This window comes from Phormidium sp. CCY1219 (assembly GCF_035615515.1).
Lineage (GTDB): Bacteria > Cyanobacteriota > Cyanobacteriia > Cyanobacteriales > Laspinemataceae > CCY1219.
This window is the reverse complement of the sequence record NZ_JAJENT010000448.1, coordinates 1-22,071: the sequence shown is the minus strand read 5'-3', so window position 1 is coordinate 22,071 and position 22,071 is coordinate 1. Positions and strand designations below refer to the sequence as shown.

The 22,071-nt window shown below is 51.8% G+C and carries 14 protein-coding genes; 8 read left to right on the top strand and 6 right to left on the bottom strand.

Annotated features, from left to right (window positions below):
* Positions 1 to 26: 26 nt before the first annotated feature.
* Positions 27 to 1,298 carry a polysaccharide pyruvyl transferase family protein gene (locus LKK83_RS10635; protein ID WP_324631073.1) on the top strand — a complete coding sequence of 424 codons (1,272 nt, stop codon included), beginning with the start codon at positions 27 to 29 and terminating at the stop codon, positions 1,296 to 1,298.
* A gap of 319 nt (positions 1,299 to 1,617) precedes the next feature.
* Here the strand turns inward: LKK83_RS10635 and LKK83_RS10630 are convergent, their stop codons facing one another.
* On the bottom strand, positions 1,618 to 2,652 hold the full coding sequence (locus LKK83_RS10630; protein WP_324631072.1) for an Npun_R2821/Npun_R2822 family protein: 1,035 nt from the start codon (positions 2,650 to 2,652) through the stop codon (positions 1,618 to 1,620).
* Positions 2,653 to 2,789: 137 nt separating this feature from the next.
* Here LKK83_RS10630 and LKK83_RS10625 point away from each other — a divergent pair, with 137 nt between their 5' ends.
* Together LKK83_RS10625 and LKK83_RS10620 are read left to right on the top strand one after the other, a co-directional pair.
* Positions 2,790 to 4,031, top strand: a complete 1,242-nt coding sequence (locus LKK83_RS10625) for a glycosyltransferase family 4 protein (RefSeq protein WP_324631071.1) — start codon at positions 2,790 to 2,792, stop codon at positions 4,029 to 4,031.
* Between the two features lie 119 nt (positions 4,032 to 4,150).
* Positions 4,151 to 6,589, top strand: coding sequence for a hypothetical protein (locus LKK83_RS10620; RefSeq protein ID WP_324631070.1), 2,439 nt, complete (start codon positions 4,151 to 4,153; stop codon positions 6,587 to 6,589).
* 90 nt (positions 6,590 to 6,679) lie between these two features.
* Here the strand turns inward: LKK83_RS10620 and LKK83_RS10615 are convergent, their stop codons facing one another.
* Positions 6,680 to 7,783, bottom strand: a complete 1,104-nt coding sequence (locus LKK83_RS10615) for an inositol-3-phosphate synthase (protein WP_324631069.1) — start codon at positions 7,781 to 7,783, stop codon at positions 6,680 to 6,682.
* Positions 7,784 to 8,115: 332 nt separating this feature from the next.
* Between LKK83_RS10615 and LKK83_RS10610 the strand changes: the two genes are divergently transcribed.
* A complete protein-coding gene (locus tag LKK83_RS10610; protein WP_324631068.1) occupies positions 8,116 to 9,267 on the top strand; it encodes a histidinol-phosphate transaminase in 1,152 nt (383 codons plus the stop codon).
* 52 nt (positions 9,268 to 9,319) lie between these two features.
* Here LKK83_RS10610 and LKK83_RS10605 read toward each other — a convergent pair whose 3' ends face one another.
* Complete coding sequence (locus tag LKK83_RS10605; RefSeq protein ID WP_324631067.1) at positions 9,320 to 9,781, bottom strand: hypothetical protein; 462 nt, start codon at positions 9,779 to 9,781, stop codon at positions 9,320 to 9,322.
* Between the two features lie 799 nt (positions 9,782 to 10,580).
* Positions 10,581 to 11,258 (bottom strand): GNAT family N-acetyltransferase, encoded by a 678-nt coding sequence (locus LKK83_RS10600; RefSeq protein ID WP_324631066.1) that lies wholly within the window; start codon positions 11,256 to 11,258, stop codon positions 10,581 to 10,583.
* Positions 11,259 to 11,425: 167 nt separating this feature from the next.
* On the opposite strand from LKK83_RS10600, the gene LKK83_RS10595 reads away from it, so the two are divergent.
* From LKK83_RS10595 to LKK83_RS10580, 4 genes are all read left to right on the top strand, one after another.
* On the top strand, positions 11,426 to 13,879 hold the full coding sequence (locus LKK83_RS10595; protein WP_324631065.1) for a GAF domain-containing protein: 2,454 nt from the start codon (positions 11,426 to 11,428) through the stop codon (positions 13,877 to 13,879).
* Between the two features lie 542 nt (positions 13,880 to 14,421).
* Positions 14,422 to 18,006 carry a response regulator gene (locus tag LKK83_RS10590; protein ID WP_324631064.1) on the top strand — a complete coding sequence of 1,195 codons (3,585 nt, stop codon included), beginning with the start codon at positions 14,422 to 14,424 and terminating at the stop codon, positions 18,004 to 18,006.
* 68 nt (positions 18,007 to 18,074) lie between these two features.
* A complete protein-coding gene (locus LKK83_RS10585) occupies positions 18,075 to 18,269 on the top strand; it encodes a hypothetical protein (protein WP_324631062.1) in 195 nt (64 codons plus the stop codon).
* A 20-nt stretch (positions 18,270 to 18,289) separates the two neighbouring features.
* Positions 18,290 to 18,433 (top strand): hypothetical protein, encoded by a 144-nt coding sequence (locus LKK83_RS10580; RefSeq protein WP_324631061.1) that lies wholly within the window; start codon positions 18,290 to 18,292, stop codon positions 18,431 to 18,433.
* Between the two features lie 142 nt (positions 18,434 to 18,575).
* Here the strand turns inward: LKK83_RS10580 and LKK83_RS10575 are convergent, their stop codons facing one another.
* Both LKK83_RS10575 and LKK83_RS10570 read right to left on the bottom strand, forming a co-directional pair.
* On the bottom strand, positions 18,576 to 20,846 hold the full coding sequence (locus LKK83_RS10575) for an MASE1 domain-containing protein (RefSeq protein ID WP_324631060.1): 2,271 nt from the start codon (positions 20,844 to 20,846) through the stop codon (positions 18,576 to 18,578).
* Positions 20,847 to 21,045: 199 nt separating this feature from the next.
* The gene (locus LKK83_RS10570) at positions 21,046 to 21,930 is read right to left on the bottom strand and encodes an SDR family oxidoreductase (RefSeq protein ID WP_324631059.1); all 885 of its coding nucleotides are present in this window, start codon (positions 21,928 to 21,930) and stop codon (positions 21,046 to 21,048) included.
* Between the last annotated feature and the right edge of the window lie 141 nt (positions 21,931 to 22,071).

Genomic DNA, 22,071 nt, shown 5'->3' with positions numbered 1-22,071 from the left:
ATTGTCACTTTTAGACGGTTCGTATTATGATTGACCAACCTCAAGGTTTAGGCGCAAATAAGGCATTAAATATTGGAATTGTTAATGCCTGGGGTAGTAACCGTGGTGATGAAGCCATGTTGAGTTCCCTCTTGCATTATCTGAAATCCCTCGATATGAACGTTCAGACAACCGTTTATGTCAATAACAGAGTCGATCTAAAAAGATTTGCTAATGTAGAAACAAAGCCATGGTTAAAGCTGGATCGACTTTTTCCGAAAACTCCCAAAAAAATTCGGCAAATGCGCGGATTAATCGGCTTACTTTTTCCCCCAGCGTTACAACCACAAGCTCAACAGTTTTTCGCACATGATTTTGTCATCAGTTCCCCGGCTGGACCCTATTTAGGCGATCTAAAACCTCAGTCTGAGTGGCTGTGTTTACTACAGCTAGCCATTTGTAATAGTAACCGCGTTCCGTTTGGAATTCTCGCAACCAGTGCCGGACCGTTTTTGAATCAGCGCAGAAACATAATTCGCAAGGCCATTTTAAAAAACGCAGCGTTCTGGACCGTTCGAGAACCGGTCAGTTTATCGCATTTGAGTGAGTTGCCCATCCAAATAGACAAATCTATGGGTTCTGACCTCGTTTTTGCTCATCCGAGTTCAAGTTTAGGAGAATTTCTCGCTCCAACTGAATTAGATAAATTTAACGCAGTGTTGAAAAAACTTGAAGAAAAACCATTTATTGTTGTTGTCTTAAACAAAACATCGTTTTTTGACGTTGATGGCAATGTCGTTCCTTTCGACCCGTCATCTTATATTCCCAAAATGGGTGGCCTCTTGAAGCATGCAATCGATAAAACCGGGTGTAAATTGCTGATTATTCCTCATTTTTATGGGGATTCTCTGGAAGAATATCTGACGAAAAAAATAGCAGAATTTACGCAAAAAACGGATTGGATTGAGGTTTTGGATTCTGGCTACAATGCCGAAGCCCAAATGTATTTGTACAAACAGGCTGAATTTGCAATCAGCCATCGCTATCATCCCACCATCTTTGCAGCCAAAGCTGAATGTCCTTTTCTGTGCATTCGTCATCAGTTTAAAGTCGATGGTATGTTGCAAATGTTTGACAATCCTGGCCCGGTTGCTAACACCACAGATTCGGTAGAAAAATGGATAGAGGCTTTTGATGAAGCTTGGCGATGTAGAGACCAAATTAAAGCTCAAATTCAAGCTCATTTACCAAATGTTATTAACTTAAGCCTCAAGCACCTAGAAATATTAGGAAATCATTTGAGAAAGGTTCAAAAATAGCTTTCTGCTGATACGGCATCCGGTGGAGCTTGTCTAAAAAAGTCCCCTCCCCTGGAAAGGTGGGGGTACAAGAACATAGCTTCTCATCTGCGCCCTGACAGAAACGGAGTTTCACAAACCGGATTGAGTATTACTCCTGCCGGTGCTGTATGCGATCGCCCCCTCAAAACGCACTCCTGATGCAAATAGCAAGCCCTCCCCAATCCGGTTGAGATAGGTCTGAAAAAGAATCAAGCGACGATAGGGGGCGGCTCACTCTAGCTTTCCTCTCTCCGAACAGACTCCTCATCACTTTTGTCCTCTTGCTTGAAGGTTTTGCTTAAAAACTGCTTTGGATTGCTAGCAGAGTCCTTTTAACTTTTTGCACGGCTTTTTCTTGCCATCTGCGACTTTTTTCCAGCATGCCGGGGGGGTTCAATTCTTGAGGTTTCCGGTCTGGTTCTTTGAGAAATCGATAGTGTAAAAATACATCTCGGTGCGGAATATCCACCGCTTCCCCCTGACTCAAGCGTGCGAACTCTTTAGCAGAAAAGTTCATATAGTGAATGCGATAAATGGGCTTGAGTCCCTGCTGATTGTAAAGTTTATTGTCAATATTGACAAACGGATCGGAGTCGGCGCAGTTTCCGGTAATTTCTTCCCCTTTCGGACTGAGGGTATAATTAAAAAGCGGGCGATCGCAGACCAACGTCAGATAATTAAATAAGCAGTTATCGCTCCACCACAAATTAATCCAGCTAACTTCTCCTTCTTCCAGCAACCGCTTTTTTATTGCCGCCAGTTCATCAGGTGCAAAAATTCCCCGCTTGGAACCGAAAAAGCTAGAGCAGTGCATTTTAGCGCGCACCTCTGCCTCTTCATACTTGCCCGATGCCTCAATCTCGCTTAAATTTAAAGTTGCCACCGGGCGAGACTTTGCATGTTCCCAGTCATCAAAAACAAAATCATAACGGTCGAGTTTTTCAACCACATCATCCAGGGGCTTCATGGCCAAAGTATCGGCATCATAAAACACAAACTTCTGAAAATCGCCCTCAAAAGCCGACATTTTTCGAATCGAGTGACCTTGGTACAACCAAGAACGGGATGTAATGCGGCCTCGTGCTTGTTTGGGATAGTGAAACCACACCTCTCGTGCAAAAGCTTCCCAGCGTTCGATCGCCGATTGGTTCGCATAAAGAGTAACATTATCGCGATCCTTGAGCTCTTGCCTTACTTTTTCAATGCGATCGTCATAAGGAATAACGCAAACCGGAATCTCCGAACTGACATTAGCCTCAATACTATTGAGCAATGCCACCAACTGGTCGTAAACCGCATCATTAGCCAGGGTGTAAATACCAAACGAGTGCATTTAGGATGCTCCTTGAGTTAGAAGTAGCCCTGCCTCTCCATGCAAATGAGCGCTCGGGAGCGAGCCACATATAAAAGGAAAGTCGGACTTCCACTGTGATTACTATAGTAGTAGTTTATCCGAGTCTTTTTTTTTGTATGAAAATTTTAATGCTCTCTTCCACCTTTCCCTATCCCCCCACTCGAGGAGGAACCCAGGTCAGGACATTTAATTTAATGAAATATTTGACCCAACGCCATCACGTCACCTTAGTCACTCAGCGAGCTGAGGACGTTACCGATGAAGAAGTAGAAGCCTTGCGCGCCTGGGTAGAGGAGTTAGCGATTTTCCCGCGTCCTGGCGGCCCGAAGAATGATGGCATCTGGGGGAAAGTGAAGCGGTTTAGTAACTTCATGCGGGAGGGGACGCCGCCTTCGGTGCTGCACAATTACGTGCCCGAAATGCAGCAGTGGGTCGATCGCTACGTGCAAACCCTGATAACCACCGATGTGGCTTCAGAATTCGTCATCACCTGCGAGCATAGCGCCAACGAGATTTACGTGCGTCCCGAGTGGCAGGCGCAGGTGAACAGCGTGGTGGATATTCACAGTTCCGTGTATGCCACCTGTCGCCAGCAACTGGAGACCGGAACCTCAGAAAAACAGTGGCGAGATCGCCTGCAATTGCCCCTCCTGCGACAGTACGAACGGGACTACTGCGCTAAATTTTCTGCCATAGCCGTCACTACCGATGAAGATCGGCAACAGATTCAAGAATTCACCCCTCAGAGTAAAATCAAAGTGATTCCCAACGGGGTAGATTTGAGCCGATTTACCTATCGACCCTCAGATCCGGGAGGAAAGCAGATTGCCTTTGTGGGGGCGATGGATAATTTGCCCAATATCGATGCGGTGCGCTTCTTTGCCTTAGAGGTATTTCCCTTAGTGCGCCTGCGCTATCCCGATGCCACCTTAATGTTAGTGGGAGCCAGACCCGGATCGGAGATTTTAGAATTAGGGAAACAACCGGGAGTTACCGTCACCGGGCAGGTACCTTCGGTGGTCGAGTACCTGCACAAATCTGCGGTTTGCGTGGTGCCGATGCGAACCGGATATGGGATTAAGAATAAAACCCTAGAAGCAATGGCGGCGGGAACCCCGGTGGTGGCGAGCGATCGCGGTTTGGAAGGGTTGAGGGTGGATGGCGAAGGCGTGCCCTTGCGCGCCTTGCGGGCCAATCAAGTCAGCGAATATGTCAGTGCCATCAGTCGCTTATTCGAGCAACGAGGGTTGCGAGAGAAATTGGCAAAAAACGCGCGATCGCTGGTGGAATCGGAATTTACCTGGGAAGTGGCCGGGAAGCGCTACGAAAAGCTGCTACAGAGCCTTCTTTCCGAGTAAATTCGCCCCTAGCCGTGGCGATCGCCGAGGGGGCAGTTTTGCCATCAGGTGCAACGGATTCCCCACACAGATCCTCGCGGCATGATAGAAAAATATCATCCCTAGTGATAGAGGCTCGGATGAATAACAACCTTCGCAAGCGAGCAGCCCTCCCCCAATCTACCGGGAAACGTCCCCCCCGTCGATCGCGCGGCGGGCGACCCACAGCCAAACGTCGGTCGCGATCGCCCTCCCGGAAGACAACGCCGCCGACTCTTGGACGAGTGCCCCAATGGAAAGGAATCCTCGGGGCGATCGCCGCCTTATCCAGCAGTGCCACGGTTCTGTTTGGCGGCGCGTGGTTGAGCTTCGAGCTGTTAACCGATCCGCAATCTGTCACCTGGCTCCAATCCTGGTTCCCGGCGTGGAGTCAAGTGCCGATCGCCAACAAAGAAACCCCCAAAACTCTGGCTGAAATCCAGGCTCAGATTCGCGCCGGGGGAGTGCTTCCTTCCCCGCCCTTGTCTCTGGATTCTTCATCGGCGGACAAAACCGAGACCTCTGCCAGACAAGACCCGCAACTGCTGCTTCCGGTGTTGGAAGAGGTGCGTTGTCAGGGTAAATCTGGAGAGTCCGCCGAGGGGAAAACTTGCCAGCAGCTCGCGCAATTGCGGGTGTATCAGCCGGTGTTCAACCCGGACAATCCCCGCGATCGCGAACCCTATTATCAGCTTATTAACCAACTGGCGATCGTCGGCCCGGAACGCTCGTTTGTGATATCTCCTTTAAGTAACGTAGAAGAATTCGGCTTTGGCTTGAACGGGCCGCAACCCCTGACCCAAATCGCTCGCTTTGACAACGCACCAGACAAGGGAATTTGGTTCAACCTGAGCGGGAAGCGCAAGGTGGGGGAAGTTCACCTCACTTATGGGCAAGTCCTGCACTACAATCCGGAAACGGCACACATAAGTGTGATGGCCGAGTGGTCCAGTCCGGGGGGTCATTCTCCTCGCTGGGAAGAAGTCACCGGGGAGGGAGACCCGGAATTAGTCATCGACCAAACCGTGGGACTCGAACCGCAGGTGAAAATCTTCTCCCTAACGCAACAGCAGTTTTTTCTCAATCCCTACGCCCTAGAAGAGATTTCCCTCCTCACCCCGGCCCTTTCGAGTCGCGCCTATAAAGACGCCTTGCTGTTGGCAAAAAGCGGCTTGTGGTCGGCGGCGTGGGAATTAATGGCTTCGGTCAAGCAAGACAACGCCGATGAAAATTGGCCGCAGATGGCGCAGCGACAGTTAGATTTGATGCGGTTTCACGCGCAAATGGCGCAAAAGCAGGCCAAAGGACAGTGGGAAAACCCGGCGCAGCAAGTGCGGACGGCGCTGATCGATGGCAATTGGAAACAAGGGCTGGAGGTGTTCGAGGCGCAGTTGTCCCAAGGAGAGGACATGCGCGAAGCGCTGAAAGAGGAGAAACCGGATTTGTGGAACCGGGTGGAAACTGCAGTGTTGGTGAATCCGTCCCTCGCAGAGGCGAAGCTGTGGGGGGTGTTGCTCCTGGCGGCGCGTTATGACGATGCAGAGGCGATCGCCTGGTTTGAAGAACAAGGGCAAAATACCCCAGAACTCACAGAGCGGATGTACGATTTGCTCGATAAGCAAGCCTCGGCGATCGCCCGGGAAAACCTGAAGCAGCATCAAAGTCAAATCGTGGGTACGGCATGGAACCTCACTAAAGTGAAGCCCCAGGATTGGCGCTTGCCGCGATCGGGGGAGTCCCTGAAACTCTCACCGGGACAGGTGTGGTATCAATTGCGGGTTTCGCGATTTCACGACTCGCGACGCTGGCGACAAAAGCCATTTAATGAAATCCAGTTCTCTTCTAACACCCGGGTAAGCCAGTTTTGGAAAGAGTTGGGATTGCACAATGACCCGCAGGTTCAGATTCTCAGCGGATTGCCCAATGGAGCTACCCGTACCGTACTCGCTACGGTAAAGGCGGTGCAACTGCAACAAGGAGATTTGCTGTTATTAGCCAGTGGGGAAGGGATTCCCGCCTTGGTGGCGGGTGAGGGGACTAAAGCCCTCGCCCTCACCGATTCGGCATTGAAATGGCGATCGCCCGATACCATGACCTTAGCTCAGTTAAAGCGCCAAGACCCCGACTGGATCGGCAAAATGCTGCCCGCCTTATGGCAGGAATTGCAAGCGGGGGGTCAGTTACCCCCCGCAGAGGTGCCTTCCCCGGACCAAATGCTCAAACAGCTTGGCGGGTGGTTGGTGCAATCGTTGGATTTAACCGGGAATGGTTTGTCCGAGGCGGTTCTCACCCTGCGATCGGATGCCTTGGTGCGATCGCGACTCCCCCAAACCAACAACGGCACCCCTTACCGCACCCGCACCTTAATTTTCAACGACCAAGGAGCGCTGATTTACAGCGAACTCACCACCGCCGCCGCCCAATCCGTCACTGGTATCGCCGATTTACCCGACGCAGAACTGCCCGTGTTAGTGGTGGAAGGCACCAGCGGTTACAGCTTGCAGCAGTGGTCCGGCGATCGCAATCGCTTCGAGTTTTGATATCCTCCCCCCGGCATCTTGACCAATGACCAATGACAATTGACCAATGACCAATGACAATTGACCAATGACCAATGACAATTGACCCCCTTAAAACTCTCGATATCCGTTGATAAACTCCTCGGTCATGCGGTAAGCATCGGCATCGGGATATTGTGTGGGGGGATGCTTCATAAAGTAGGAAGAGGGCGAATAGAGGACGCCGCCCAAACCGCGATCGCGTGCCAATTTGCAGCAGCGAATCCCATCGATCGCCACCCCGGCGGAATTGGGAGAATCTTCCACGGACAAGCGCAATTCCAGATTCATCGGCACATCGCCAAACAACTTGCCTTCAATCCGAATAAAGCACACTTTATTGTCTTTTTGCCACGGCACGTAATCGCTCGGGCCGACGTGGATATTTTCATCGTCTAATCTGGTTTCGCACACCGACTGCACTGCCTCGGTTTTTGATTCCTTTTTCGACTTGAGGCGGGTGCGATTTAACATATTCAGAAAGTCGGTATTTCCGGCGGTATTAAGCTGATAGGTTTTCTCCAGCTTGACGCCTCTTTTCTTGCATAAATCCGAGAGCATTCGGTGAACGATAGTTGCGCCAAGTTGGGATTTTATATCGTCGCCGATAATCGGCAAGTTTCTGGCTGCAAATTTATCTGCCCACAAGGAATTGCTGGCGATAAACACCGGAATGCAATTTACAAATGCCACACCAGCTTCTAAGCAGCATTCGGCATAGAAGGCAGCAGCTTCTTCCGACCCCACCGGGAGATAGTTTACCAACACTTCCGCGCCAGAGTCGATTAAAGTTTGAATGACCTCTTCTCGGGTGGGTTCTGGGGTACTGCTGGGAATAAAAGTATATTTATCTGCATAATTAACCAGATGCTCGGAGAAGCCATCGAGAATTTTGCCCATGCTGACTTTAACGCCCATTTCTGGGATAGACTCGCAGAATTGGGTCGTGCAGTTGGGGGGAGCAAACATGGCTTCAGACACATCTAAGCCGACTTTTCTTTTGTCGATATCAAAGGCGGCCACCACTTCGATATCGCTGGGTTTGTAACCGCCAATTTCCCAGTGCATTAAGCCGATCGCCTCTTCGGGGGTTTTATCTTTATAAAAGTAAATGCCCTGGATTAACGAACTCGCACAGTTACCAATGCCCACGATCGCTAGTTTAATCTTGTCCACAATCAGTTTCCGTATTCTCTACAATGATGAGGTTAAATTGTCAACGTTCACAATAACACAACTACGGAAGGAAAAATCAGGGGCGATGCCTCAACTTCTCGGAAACCGCGAGGGTCAGGGTTGTGCCCAGAAATCCAGGTGGAGCCTGCAGTGTCTCAATCCGGAGGGCGAAGGTTCTGTGGAAGTCCCGGAAAACCCCGTCTGAGGGAGGCTCTCCTGGGTGTCGCCGCCCCAGATTGGCGCGCCTGCTATTGCCGGAAGGGGACAGTGAGACGGATACTGATGAGAAAGGTGCTTGCACCCTAACTGCATTGAAAGGTTTCAAGACTCTTATGCTCAGTTTTATCCGCTCAGATTTAGCCCAACTGAGTGCCTACACCCCCCATCCGGGAAGTGCCACGGATGAGACCCCGGTGGTGCCCCGCGATCGCGATCGCGTGGATACCAACGAAAGTCCCTATGATTTGCCTGCGGTTCTGAAAGAAAAACTGGCATGGATCTACCAGCAGCAGATCGAGACCAATCGCTATCCCGACGGGAGTCAGGCCCAGTTAAAACAAGCGATCGCCGAATATGTTTGCGAGGGAGCCAATTTGGAGGGTCAGGCATTCAGCGCCGCCCACATTTCCCTGGGTAATGGTTCGGACGAATTGATTCGATCGCTGTTAATTGCCACCTGTTTGAAGGGAGAAGGCTCGATTCTGGTGGCGAATCCCACCTTTTCCATGTATGCCATTCTCGCCCATACCCTAGGGATTCCGGTGGTGGAGGTAGGACGCCAGGAGGCTAACTTTGAAATTGATATTGCCGCCGCCACCGAGGCGATCGCCGCCACTCAAAATCCCCCAGTGCGAGTGGTGTTTGTGGTTCACCCCAACTCTCCTACGGCGAACCCGCTGACTGAGGCGGAACTGGACTGGATCCGCTCGTTACCCCCGGATATCTTGGTGGCGATCGACGAGGCATATTTTGAATTCAGCCAAACCAGCGTGGTGGATTTGTTGCCGCAGCATCCCAATTGGGTTATCTTGCGAACCTTTTCCAAAGCGTTTCGCTTAGCGGCATTGCGGGTAGGATACGCGATCGCCCATCCGGAATTGATTGCCGCCCTGGAAAAAATCCGCCTCCCCTACAACCTGCCGGCATTTTCTCAAGCGGCGGCAACCTTGGCGATGAGCCATCGGCAAGAGCTACTGGCGATTATCCCGCAAATTCTTGCCTCGCGCGATGATTTATTTGCGGCGATCGGCCAACTCCCGGAATTGCAACTGTGGCCCAGTGCGGCCAATTTTATTTATTTGCGCCTGAAAAACACGCCTCCCGAGTTGATGAATGGGGCGCTGGCGCGGATTGTGGGGCACATGAAAGCGGAGGGGACTTTAATTCGCCATACCGGTGGCGGTTTGCGCGTTAGTGTGGGCACGCCAGAGGAAAATAAACGCACGGTGCAGCGATTGAAAGGGGCGATCGCTTCTTTGGCTTAAATTTCCCCGGAGTCTGTCAGTTGTCAGTTCCCAGCGGACAACTGACTCGCCCTTACACCAAGACGCCGATGCCAGGATTTGCTATCGAGTGGCGCACTATCCGCACGGTTTGTGGTAGTACCCCTACTAAGCGGGCGATCGCCTCATCCGGCACTCTAGCAACCGTTTCTGCATCAAAATATTTTTCAAACTGGGTCAGCAGCATTTGGGTGCGCTGTAGGGGCACCGGGGTCGCGGTTATTTGTTCTACTAAGCGAATCCATTGGCGACGAATCCCAAAGGCTTTTTGTCGTTGTTCGTAGGTGTCGGGATAAAGCAAGATGCTGTCCCCCACGGGAATCGTTTTTTGGGAATCAATATCGAAAATACCGCCTACGGCTGCACCCGGACCTGCAAATTCAGCATGAAAGTGTTTGTAGATAATCAAACCGTTGCGACGCCGACTATCTACCACGAGAAGCTGTCCGCTGTTGAGTTGAGTTAGGATTTCCGAGGGATTGAAATATTTAACCAACGCACGCGAGGGATGTGAGTCCTCATCTTTGCCTCGATGAGACCTCGACTGAGGCTTTGCCATCGAATGGTTTTCTGGAAAGGCAAGTGCCTCAGTGGTTGAATTGTAGGGTGGCTGGCGATCCATACACATGTCAGTCAACTCCTGGGGTAAAACCGGAATATCCAAGCAGCTACAAAGGGTTATTGGGGATCTCCGGTGAGCCAGGAAGAGATATGGAGAACGGAGTTTTTCCCCTATTTCTAGGATGACGCAATTTTGTCTTTTAATTAAAAGGATTTTGAATAAGTAATGTTAAAGAAGGGGGCAGTTTTGTTAAAGAAAGGGTAAAGCGGGGAACGCAAAAGGGTTGATGGCGGGATATTCTATCTGAAATGCGGCCAGATCGCTCGCGTCTTTGCAGGCGGGGAATTTCTGCCTCCTAGAAGCGTTTTAATTTTTCTACCGCCAAAGGGGGAAAAGCGACGGTCAGGTTTTGCGATCGTCTTTCACCAGGCAGTTACGGACTCGTGCCTTTCCACCTGTACCTCTTCTAGCTCTTGTAATATGCAATTTAAGGTTACAACATCATCGGATGGTTTTGCTCCTCCATTTGAGAGATTCCCGGGCAATGGATGGGGAAATGCGGCAGGGGATATCAAGTGTGACAGAAGTTTAGCCCCGCGCTTCAGTCGGTTATGGACGGGGTTTTTCGGACCGCCAACCGCGCTTCAGGGGATAAGGGGAGGGGGTTGACAAAACTGCCGAGTGGTGAGTATTGCCTCTAGGGCGGTGATGAAGTCTGGGGGGAGGGAGCGCCTTAAGGGGGAGAAGGGGGCTGGAGGTGTTTGTGCAGGAGCATCCGTCGGGGTTGTCGGAAGACCCAACTGGCAAAACTTGACTCAATGGAGCGCACGCGGTACCCTGCTTTATAATAAAGCCGCTGTGCGGGAGGGTTATTTTCCAAGACATGGAGATAAATTTCGCGAAACCCCCACTCTAGGGCAATTTGCTCGCAGGCCGAGAGTAACTGGGTGGCACCACCTTGACGGCGATCGCTATTGGCCACGGCTAAATTGGACAAGTACGGGAATTGGGTGCATCCGACTTGCCAGGGATGAATGGAGCGCAGGCTCATTTCCACTGTACCGATGAGGGGGTCTGAGGAGGAAGGTGCGATCGCCTGCGGATCCCCTGCGGGATAATCATTCGACGGCGAGGGGGTGGTGGCACTCGGCATTTGTGCCACTAAGCAAATGTAGTGTGGAGATCTGTTCCGCATTCGGTTTCGCAGATCTTCATAGATTCCCAAGCGCAATACTGGATGAACGAATGTCATCAGTCCGTCCCGGGGATGAAAGCTATCGGCCAATATCTCGGCCAATCTGGGCAGATCCTTAGCATGGGCGGGTCGGATGACAAACCGCACCGGCGAGCCTATCGGTTTGATGGGGCGATCGTAGCCCTGGGTGGGGGATGTTTTGGAAGAGCAGTTCACATTGAAATCTCGTGAAAAAACAAACGCCATCGGGTCTCTAATCCTACCCCTAGCAAGGTTATAACATAGCCAGATGAGGCAGGCAAAAGATTAAGTCAATCTAAAGAAAACAAACTTTAAGGAAAACTAAATAATCATTACCCATATTAGTATGCCGCAAAATGCCTATGAGTGCAGATATTTTTCCCTTTAACTCTCAAGACGTGGTTTCCACGATCCGGCACCGATATCGCCACGCGATCGCGGAACTACTACAGCGACAGACTCAACTCAGCCAGTTCGGTTCCGAAGCGGAACAAAGCGCTTGGACTGCTGGCTGGCTGGAGTGTTTGGCGTTTCTCGGTCAGATCGATTCGACTACGGTTGACAAATTGCGTGGTTTGTGCAATGAAAAACGACAGGGGGAGCGCGATCGCCCGCCGATAGGGGCAACATCTGCGGGGGACAGGGGTGAAAACGCCGGGGAGGATCCCGGGGCGCAAGCTCAGCCCCCCCGCCACGGTCCGGGCAGCGGAATAGAATTCCCCCGGGGCAAGCGCGCCTCCTTAGAAAGGTTGAACCAGATCGCCGCAGAGATTCATCACTCTTTGGATGAGAAGCAAGTCTATCAGGCGATCGTGCAGCAAATGTGCGCTGCGTTAGATGCCGACTGTGCCGGGTTGATAATGTACGACCAAGTGGCGCAGACGCTTACTGTGGTGGCATCTCATTCGGCTAGGGATAGGGATCCGATGAGTTCCGCCGCCGAGGAAGTCCCCTTGGGACTGAGCTTAAAATTGGGGGCGGGAACGGAATGGGATGCCTTAGTCAGCCAGCGCAGGGCGTGGGTGGCGGAAGATGTGGAAACCGCGCGCATGCCGGAAGTGGAACGTCTGCTGCTGCTGTGCGCCGGATTGCATTCTACCTTGATGGTGCCGATTTTTGATGGCGATCGCCCCTTGGGGACAGTGTATGTGAGTCAGAATCAATCCTGTCGCCTGTGGAATACCCAGGAAATGAAATTGGGCGAAATGGTGGCGCAACAAGGGGCGATCGCGTTGGCGAATACACGTCGCTACAACCGCGCTACAGCGCGAGCGGAACGGGAGCAAGTCCTCTATCAGATCGCCGCTCGCATTCGCAGCTCTTTGGATCTCGAAACCACGATTAACACCGCTTTGGCACAACTGCTACAACTCACCCAGGCGGATTTCATCGTGTTTTCGGTTCCCACGCCCCTGAGTACCACCAAGTTGCGGATTGCCCACCGGGCTTGTCGCGACAATCGCTGCCCTCTGCACAGTGAAGACCCCCTGCAAATTGGCATGGAAATCAATTTGGGGGAGTGCGATTCTGCCTTGGTGCAACGACTCCTCGGGCAAGAAGTTAGCGCGATCGCCAATACTCAATCCGCTGAATTTAGCGAATCGGAACGGGCGATGTTTCAGCAAATGCAAATCGGCAGTTTGCTCAGTGCCCCGATCTGGGAGCGAGATACGTTATTGGGTCATCTATTGGCGATCGAACCGCAATCCTACCAGTGGAACAAAGACGAACTTGCCGCTGTGGAAGCGGTTGCTTTGCAACTGGCGATCGCTATGACTCAGGCGCAGTTGTACAACCGCACGCAACAACAAGCCCTCAACGCCCAAGCTCAAGCCGAACAACTGAAAAAATCCCTGGAGGAAAAAAACCAGTTAATTGCCTCGTTGCACTCTACCCAAGCGCAACTGGTACAAAGCGAAAAAATGTCCAGTCTCGGTCAATTAGTCGCCGGAGTGGCCCATGAAATCAACAATCCGATTAATTTTATTTACGGCAATGTTCCCCATGTGACCAACTACCTGCAAGATTTGCTAGAATTAGTCGAAAAATATCATACCCATTATTCCGAACTTCCGCCAGATATTGCCGAATTTGAATCTCAAATTGATTTTGATTTTATCCATAGTGATTTAACCAAAATCCTCAATTCCATGCAATGCGGTGCAGAACGAGTGCGAGAAATTGTCCTGACCCTTCGCAACTTTTCCAGACTGGATGAAGCGGAACTCAAGGAAGCAAATATCCATGAAGGACTCGATAGCACCGCGATTTTACTGGCTCATCGACTGCCGGATATTGAAGTGGTAAAACGGTATGGAAAAATTCCGCGATTGCCTTGTTATCCGGGACAACTCAATCAAGTGTTTATGAATCTGTTTGGCAATGCGATCGATGCGATTCGACAAGCAGAACGCTTGCAACAAACGGCAGCGATCGCGGGGGAATCCTCTGGGAATTGTGGTGCGAGGAGGAATTGCAACCCGCGCCAAATTATCGTCACCACCCAAACGCTGTGCAAATCGAGCCGAGTGCGCCCGTTATTTGCCCGCACGACTCCCGGCGACGAGTGGGTTCAGATTCGGATTCGCGATCGCGGTTGTGGCATCGATCGCACTTGTCAAAACAAAATTTTCGACCCGTTTTTCACCACCAAACCGGTGGGCATGGGCACGGGTTTGGGCTTATCCATTGCTTATAAAATCGTGGTGGAAAAACATCAGGGACGACTGTGGTTTGAGACGCCCCCCGACGGCGGATGCGAGTTCATTATCGAATTACCGGTGAAAGTTCCCCTTGCTCGCGCTGAAAGTGCCTGATTGGGACAGATTCTCTGAAGTTGCATTGTGCAGAATGCACCTGCATCGAGATTATAAAATTACCCAAACCGTTCTCTAACTCCCACTAATATCCATCGCGAAAGGTTATTTTAAAAAGAGTGTTTGCCCACCAGGCAATTCGATGGCGGTTGCAGGGGCGATCGCGAATCTAGAGGGATTTTTTTCGATGATTCACAGGGCAAACCGGGGGGAAACACCACAACAGTCATGGGAGGAGGCATGGGATCCGCCGTAGCAGCGAAAGAAGGGGGGCAAATCACGCAACTGTCGCCAATCTCTGGGCAGAATTTTAGAATCGATCGGGGGTGAGTTGCATCATCGCAGAAAAGGGGGCATCATCACTATTGGGAGCGACCCCGGGTTGGCGATCGCCCACCCCCCCTCCCTGGCACCAAAAGAAGGGGCACCCAGCAAAACCCACCCCTGGGGCGAGATGCTTTCACAGTGGCAATCTTCCCGGGATGCCCATTCACCCCAACCCTTGTTCACGTCATTCTCCCCTCAAAGCAGGAGCGCGGTGCATGAGTATCGAAAACCACAGTAAGCCGAAAATTCTGGTCGTCGATGACGAACCGGATAACCTCGACTTGCTTTACCGCACCTTCTATCGAGACTATCACGTGCTCACGGCAGAAAACGCACCCAAGGCACTGAAAATCCTCGCCAAAGAGGGAGACATTGCGGTGATTATTTCCGATCAGCGGATGCCGCAGATGAGCGGGACCGAGTTTCTCAGCGTCACCGCCACGCAATACCCAGATGCGATCCGCATCATCCTGACCGCCTACACGGATGTGGATGACTTGGTAGATGCGATTAACGCCGGGAAGGTGTTCAAATACGTCACCAAACCCTGGAATGCGGAGGAACTCAAGGCGCTGGTGGCGCAAGCGCTGGATACCCACAATGTCTTGAAAGCGCGCACCCGGGAACTATGCCGCACCCTGCGCCAAGAATCCCTGCTGAATGCGATTACCAACACGATTCGCTCTCGCACCACGGAAGCGCAGATTCTGCAAACCATCGTGGAAACCCTGGGTCAGATGTTCGAGGCGAGTTACTGCATTCTGCGCCCTTTCAAACATGGGCAGTTGAGTGAAGAATGGTTTGTCTATCAACGGCGAGAGGGCGATCGCGGCAAGTCCAATGGGAGCATCCTCCGCGATGCCCGGGAAAACACCCGCGACTCTAGATCGGTGGATTCCCTCTCTATCGAGGTGAATTCTCAGCGGTTATCGCAGACGGTGTGGGAAACCCAGGATATTGAGGTGATTCACGATGTGGAAAACGACGATCGCCTGCAAGGGACAACGCCGCAATTGTGGGAACGTCGGCAGGCGTTGAAGGCGACGGATATTCGCTCCACCCTGATGGTACCTCTAATGTTTCGCTTGGACTTGATGGCGGTACTGGCGCTGCACCAATGTGGGGAACGCCGAGTGTGGAAAGACGATGAGGTGCAGTTGGTGTTTATGGTGGCGGATCAGGCGGCGTTGTCCCTGTCTCAGGCCCGGGCTTACGAGCAAGTGCAGGCGCTGGCGAAGCGGGAAGCGCTGGTGAATACGATTACTACGGCAATTCGCTCGAGTCTCAATCCGCAAGATATTTTTTCGGCGATTACCTATCAACTGGGCAAAGGGTTGCAAGTGGATGGTTGTGCCCTGTCGTTGTGGACGGAGGATGATGAGTTCGTCCAGTGTGTGGGATTGTACGATGCGGCCCTGGAAGAGGAAGTGCAACAAGCGCCTTCGGCGGTGAGAACCAGTGACGAAAGCGCTGAGGGGGGGATGGAGGATATATTCTGCGCTTCAGAAGAATTGCAGGGGGCAATGAGCCAATTGCCTTCCCAATTGCCGCGATCGGTGGTGCCGATCGCGGGCAATCCGGTGCTGCAGCAACTCCTCCATACTCAAGCTGTAGTGGCGATCGACGATCTGGAAGAACAACCGGGGTTTAATGTCCTGGATTTACCGTTGCGATCGCCGGCGAGAGCGCTGCTGGTGGTTCCTCTGATTTCTGACGGTCACATTATTGGCAGCATTTCTCTGCGACAAACCACCGCGCCGCGTCATTGGCAACCTTCGGATATCGAACTGGCGGAGGCGGTGGCGGCGCAAGCGGCGATCGCGGTGCAGCAGTCTCGTCTCTATCAAAAAACTCGCCAACAAGCGGAACGCCTCCTGGAACTCAATCGCATCAAAACGGAATTTTTCCAAAATATTTCCCACGAGTTTCGTACCCCCCTCACCCTGATGATGGGTCCGCTGGAATCTGCCGTGGAACACAATCAAGCATTATCCCTGGAACAAGCTCAAATGGGCCTTCGCAATACCCGCCGCTTGTTGCGATTGGTGAATCAATTGCTGGATTTGCAGCGCTTGGATGCCGGTCGAATGCAACCGATGTTTCGTCCCTGCGATTTAATGGCATTCGTCCGCCAAACTGTGGACACTTTCCGCCCCTATTGTCAGAAAAAAGGCTTGACCCTCTCCACCAATTTACAATCTTGCCCTCAGCTTTATTTGGATTTAGAAAAATTCGATAAGGTACTCTACAATCTACTTTCTAATGCCATGAAATTCACCCCGCGCGGCGGTAATATTATCGTCAGTTTGGAGGTGGCAGGAGATTATTGTCTGTTACAAATTAAAGATACCGGCATCGGCATTCGCACGGATCAAATTCCCCATTTGTTTGAACGCTTCCGTCAAGCGGAAGGATCCGCCAACCGCTCTTATGAAGGCAGTGGTTTGGGGTTGGCACTGGCGAAGGAGTTGGTGGAACTACATGGCGGGAACATTACGGTGGACTCGGCGGAAGGGGAAGGCTCTACGTTTACGGTTTGGATTCCGGTGGGTAACGCACATTTACCGCCGGATCGGATTATCGAGGTGCCTACGGGGGTTTCGCCTTCTCGGGCGGCGGTGGAATTGGCGGATGTGGAGGTGGAATCTCCGGCAATGACCCGAGGCAAATCTTCAGGTGAGAATGCCGAATTTTCGCCTATTCCCAGCGCGGCGGCGGATACTCCGGGACAACCGAAAGTTTTGGTGGTGGATGATAATCCGGATTTGCGAACCTATGTGTCGGGTATCCTCTCTTTGGAAGGCTATCGCGTTTTGCTGGCGCGCAATGGCGCGGAAGGGTTCGATATGACACGTCAGTATCGCCCGAATTTGATTGTGGCGGATTTGATGATGCCTTTGGTCTCGGGTTTGGATATGATCCAGATGATTCGCGAGTCGGAAACTCTCAAGGGAATACCGATTATTTTGCTGACGGCGAAGGTGAATGAAGATACGCGCATCGAAGGTACGCAAAAAGGGGCGGATGCTTATCTAGCCAAACCGTTTAACGATCGCGAACTGCTGGCTCAAGTGAGAAATTTGCTGGCGCTGAAGGAAACGGAACGCCGGGTGGCTCAGTTGAATGCCTATCTCACTGAATCGGTACTCAAGCGGTTTTTGCCTCCCTCTATGGTACAAAAGGCTGCCGCCGGTGAGCTAACGTTGGATTTGCGCCCGGAACCGCGTTTGATTACGATTCTGTTTAGCGATATCGTCGGCTTTACTCAGTTGGCGAATACTTTGCGCTCTCGCCGGGTGGCGGAGGTGCTGAATCAGTATTTGGCTCACATGACGCGGGTGGTGTTTGAAAATGGGGGTACGGTGGATAAGTTTGTGGGAGATGCCATTATGGCGATTTTTGGCGCGCCAGAAGATTTGACGCCCAACGAACAAGTGCGCCGCGCGATCGCGACTGCCCGCCAAATGTTCCGGGAACTGGATGCCCTCAATGAAGCTTGGAACGCCGAGGGCCTGCCGGCGGTGCAGTTCCGCTGTGGCATCCATCAGGGCACTGCTGTGGTGGGCATGTTCGGTAGCTCGGAACGCTCTGATTATACCGCGATCGGTCCGAGTGTCAATATCGCCTCTCGCTTGCAAGAAGCTACGGACCCCGGTTCGATTTTGGTGTCGGCGGCGGTGGCAGATTATCTGGAGGATGATGAAATCGCAAAGTGTCGTCCCCTGGAGTTAAAGGGCATCGATGAAACGGTTCTCACGTTTAAAGTCCATCCCGCACCCCCGGAGAATCCGGTAGGTTAATTCGATATGTCTGAAATTTGACAATTGCTAATTGTTAATTTGTTTTTTCCGGGCCAAGGACTTTTAAATTGCGGTTGGGGGATGGGAAACGCGGGCACATCGGGGGAAAAGGGCGATCGCCGTCACCGATTTTTCTGTCTGAAATCACCGACGCACTCGCTCGCGATCGCCGGCATGTCAGGAAACGATCGCAGGGGGTGGCGATCGCGATCGCGGCGATTCCGGAGTTGGCGATCCATACTAGAAGCATAGAAAAAAGCTAATGTCTTGGAGGACGCCAACTATGTTATCTCGCGATTATTATAAACCCAACCCTCGGCAGTTTGTCAAGATCGTGTATTCCAAAGTCAATATCCACGGGCACACGGAACTGGTTCCCTTTGAACTATATTCTGATGGTTCCCTGAAACGCTGCGATCGAGCATGAGGAAACTAGGACACTGGGAAAGCAAAAGGTTTATCCACATTGTAGTCTATTGGGTGCATTCCATGCCGCAAAACCACCAGAGACATAGGGCAGGAGAATCGAAATATGAAATCCGAGGGGGTGTCTGAGAGGGCACCCCCTGTTATTTGACCGCGATCGCTCGCGGGAGGGAGATCGTAAATTCCGTGCCCACGCCGGGGGAGGAAATACAGGTTAATTCGCCCCCGTGTTTTTCCACCACAATTTGATAGCTGACAGACAATCCCAATCCGGTTCCGGACCCGATGGGTTTGGTGGTAAAAAAGGGGTCGAATATTTTGCCGCGCACGGATTCTGGAATTCCCGGCCCGTTATCGGAAATGCGGATAACGATGCGATCGCAATTGTTCACTTCAGTGCTAATGCGAATGGTCGGCGATTGTCCATCCATCGGGTGAGATTGTAGCGCATCCACGGCATTATTTAAAATATTGATAAATACTTGATTGATTTCCGAGGCGTAACAAGTGACCTGGGGTAACTCTCCATAGGCTTTCTCGATGTGAATTGCCGAACCATTGGGCTTCGAGTTCAGCCGCGATTGCAATAACATTAAGGTGCTATCGATGCCTTCGTTAATATCCACCGCTTTCATTGCCGCTTCATCGAGACGGGAAAAATTCCGCAAGCTCAAGACAATTTTGCGAATGCGATCGGCACCAATTTTCATAGAATGGAAGAGGCGGTCTAAATCCTCGATAATAAATTCCAGTTCTATTTCTTCGGTCAGATCTTGAATGGTGGGAGTGGGTTCGGGGTATTCTTGCTGATAGGTGGAGATCAGTTCGAGCAAATCTTGCATGTATTCGCCAGCGTGAGTGATGTTACCATAGATAAAGCTAATCGGGTTATTAATTTCGTGGGCGACGCCGCCAACCATGTGACCCAAACTGGACATTTTTTCGGTGTGAATTAATTGTGCTTGGGTGCGTTGCAGTTCCCTGAGGGTTTGTTCTAACTCGGCGGTGCGTTTTGCCACTTGCTCTTCTAGGGTGAGATTGTAGTCGGCGAGCAATTGCTGGGCTTTTTTGCGATCGGTAATATCTTGAAAGGCAACGATCGCCCCATCTACGGCGTGACCTTCGTCAAAAATCGGGGTACTGGCCACATCCAGGGAAATGCGCCGATCGCCGTGGTGCAGTTCGAGATCGTCTGTGCGGACGCGATCGCCCCCCAGAGAGCGCAGGAAGGGCAGTTCTGCCTTGGGATAGAGGCGATCGGTGCCGGCGCGATAGATATTATAGGCTTCGGCGGTGGGTTCGGGCGCATTCTGCGAATCTGCTGGCGCGTTGAGTAACTCCTGTGCGGTTGGATTCAGATAGCTGATGTTCCCGCTGCGTTCGTGGACTACTACCCCGACGGGAATGGCTTCCAGAATTTGAAATAAGCGGCTTTTACTTTCTTGGAGTTGCAGGTTCGCCCGGTGCATCTTTCTTTCCGCGACTTGGCGTTCGTCGATCGCGGCGGATAAAATCAGCGCCGTAATCGCACAGACGCCCATAAAGGATTGGAGCAAAACCAAGGATTCGTGAGTAGAAGGTTTGATAAACGGTCCGTATCCCTGACCGGTGGCCACGATCGCGATCGTGCAAACCAGCAACACGAACAGGGTGGTGGTGAATTTGCCAAACCGAAACACCGACCACACCAGCATGGGTAATAAAGCATATTCGATCGCATATCCCTGGATAAAGCACACCCAGCTTAACAGCAGCAGCAGTGCCGAAAAGGCGATCGCCTCCAGGAGTTTGGCCGCCGAGGCTTTGAATTTGTGTAGTTGTCGGTGTTGCCACGCCAGAAACGGTGTGGCCAACAGTAACGGCGTGAGAATCCCGCTGCACCACCAGGTTAACCAGGCCACGGCATAGTCGGACCAGGGGGTGATTCCGCCCATACATAATGCCGTCAGGCCCAGGGTGGCATTCACCATCGGCCCGATGCCCAAAAACAGGAGAAATAAACTCACACCCCGCACTTGAGTGAGCAGCGATCGCCTGGGGACGAACCGTTTGATTAATCCGCTCACTACCAAGGGATGAAGCGCGCTGCCGATGCTGATGACCAGGGCGATCGCCAGTGCTGCGGGAAGTGCTATCGGTGGCGTCATCGACCGCAGGTCAAGGGTGGCCGAGAGAAACGACCCGAGAAAAATTCCCGGCCACAGGCGATCGCCGAGCAGCAACACCGCTGCTAAGGAGAACCCCGATGGCGGCCATACCGCCGTCACATTTCCCGGAAGCGAAGCCAGCACCAATCCCAGTTTAGCCGTCAATATATACGTGGCGGCTACGGCAAACCATATCACAATTTCCCCGGCGAGCTTTGTCCACTTGTGTTGGTTTCGCAAGAACCCTTCCCCCTTTTTTTCCACCATTTTCGGCTGTGTTACCCCAGCCTTTTTTTCTAATCTATCATAGCTTTCGCAAAAATGAGCGTTTTTCTGCGGCTTTCCCCAGGCGTTAGCGGGCTAATGGCCGCTCGCCTTTAGCAGCAATTTAGCACATTGTAAAGGTGGGCATGACCCACCCTAGGAGATTATACTCTGACAGCAGAAAACCCAATGCCGGGAAATTTTACGCCCCTAAATAACGCTGCACGAAACTTTCTAACGATTCCATTTTGATATCGAACGTGGACTCGAGGGTTTCGATTTCTTCTGGGGTGCAGAAAAATTCGTTGGCTAACAATACCCGCAGGGTTCCGAGGGATTTTTGCAATCCGGGATTGACCACTCCAAATGCACCGCGCAACCCATCAAACACCATCAACGGGGGATTGATAATTATCGGATCGCGGTTAAAAATGCGGGAAAAAATCTGCGGAATCTCTTCTCGCGAGAGCACCTGCGGACCGCCGACGCAGAAAATTTGGTTTTTCGCATTCTCCACGATCGCCGAATCGGCGGCAATTTTGGCGAGGTCATCGGTACTCACGGGAGAAGTCCGATTTTTTAAGTCTCCCACACTCAAATAAATGCCCGTTTGCTTGAACCGTTCCGCCAGGGATAATAGGTTGGAATCAAATCCCGAGGGCCGCAAGATGGTGTAGGTTACTCCACTGGAAATCAGGTATTTTTCCACTTCCCGTTTGGCTTTAAATACCGGGGAATCTTCATAGCCGCGATCGCATCCTAATACGGAGGTAAAAATAAACTGTTCCACCCCCGCTTGGAAGCCATAATCGATTAAATTGATGTTCGCCCGATAGTCGATGTCCTGCGCGCCGCCACTGGCTTCGTTTGACCCGTGGGCGCTGATGATGTATTTTACTCCTTGGCAGGCTTTTTCAATATCGCGATCGCGCTTTAAGTCGCCGATAAAAATCTCTGCCCCTCGGTTTTCTAATTCGCTATAGCGCGAACTCAAGCGGACAAACGCCCGCACGGGGGCTTCCCGTTCTCGCAGTACCCGCACGATTCTGCGTCCCAAACTGCCGGTTGCTCCAGTCACTAAAAACATAGTTCGATTCTCGCATTTATATCCTCAATTGGATTGTAGCTCGCCGCAGTCTTCGGGAGAGAACCACACCCCGCACCGCCCCTTGCCGGCGGCTTGCTTGCAATTCCCCTCCGGGGATGATATAATTAAAAATGTAGCTGA

Excerpts from the sequence above, each read along its gene's own strand:
- LKK83_RS10570 (WP_324631059.1), bottom strand. The coding sequence starts at position 21,930 with ATGTTTTTAGTGACTGGAGCAACCGGCAGTTTGGGACGCAGAATCGTG.
- LKK83_RS10590 (WP_324631064.1), top strand. The coding sequence starts at position 14,422 with ATGAGTATCGAAAACCACAGTAAGCCGAAAATTCTGGTCGTCGATGAC.
- LKK83_RS10580 (WP_324631061.1), top strand. The coding sequence starts at position 18,290 with ATGTTATCTCGCGATTATTATAAACCCAACCCTCGGCAGTTTGTCAAG.
- LKK83_RS10635 (WP_324631073.1), top strand. The coding sequence starts at position 27 with ATGATTGACCAACCTCAAGGTTTAGGCGCAAATAAGGCATTAAATATT.
- LKK83_RS10610 (WP_324631068.1), top strand. The coding sequence starts at position 8,116 with ATGCTCAGTTTTATCCGCTCAGATTTAGCCCAACTGAGTGCCTACACC.
- LKK83_RS10625 (WP_324631071.1), top strand. The coding sequence starts at position 2,790 with ATGAAAATTTTAATGCTCTCTTCCACCTTTCCCTATCCCCCCACTCGA.
- LKK83_RS10575 (WP_324631060.1), bottom strand. The coding sequence starts at position 20,846 with ATGGTGGAAAAAAAGGGGGAAGGGTTCTTGCGAAACCAACACAAGTGG.
- LKK83_RS10630 (WP_324631072.1), bottom strand. The coding sequence starts at position 2,652 with ATGCACTCGTTTGGTATTTACACCCTGGCTAATGATGCGGTTTACGAC.
- LKK83_RS10595 (WP_324631065.1), top strand. The coding sequence starts at position 11,426 with ATGAGTGCAGATATTTTTCCCTTTAACTCTCAAGACGTGGTTTCCACG.
- LKK83_RS10620 (WP_324631070.1), top strand. The coding sequence starts at position 4,151 with ATGAATAACAACCTTCGCAAGCGAGCAGCCCTCCCCCAATCTACCGGG.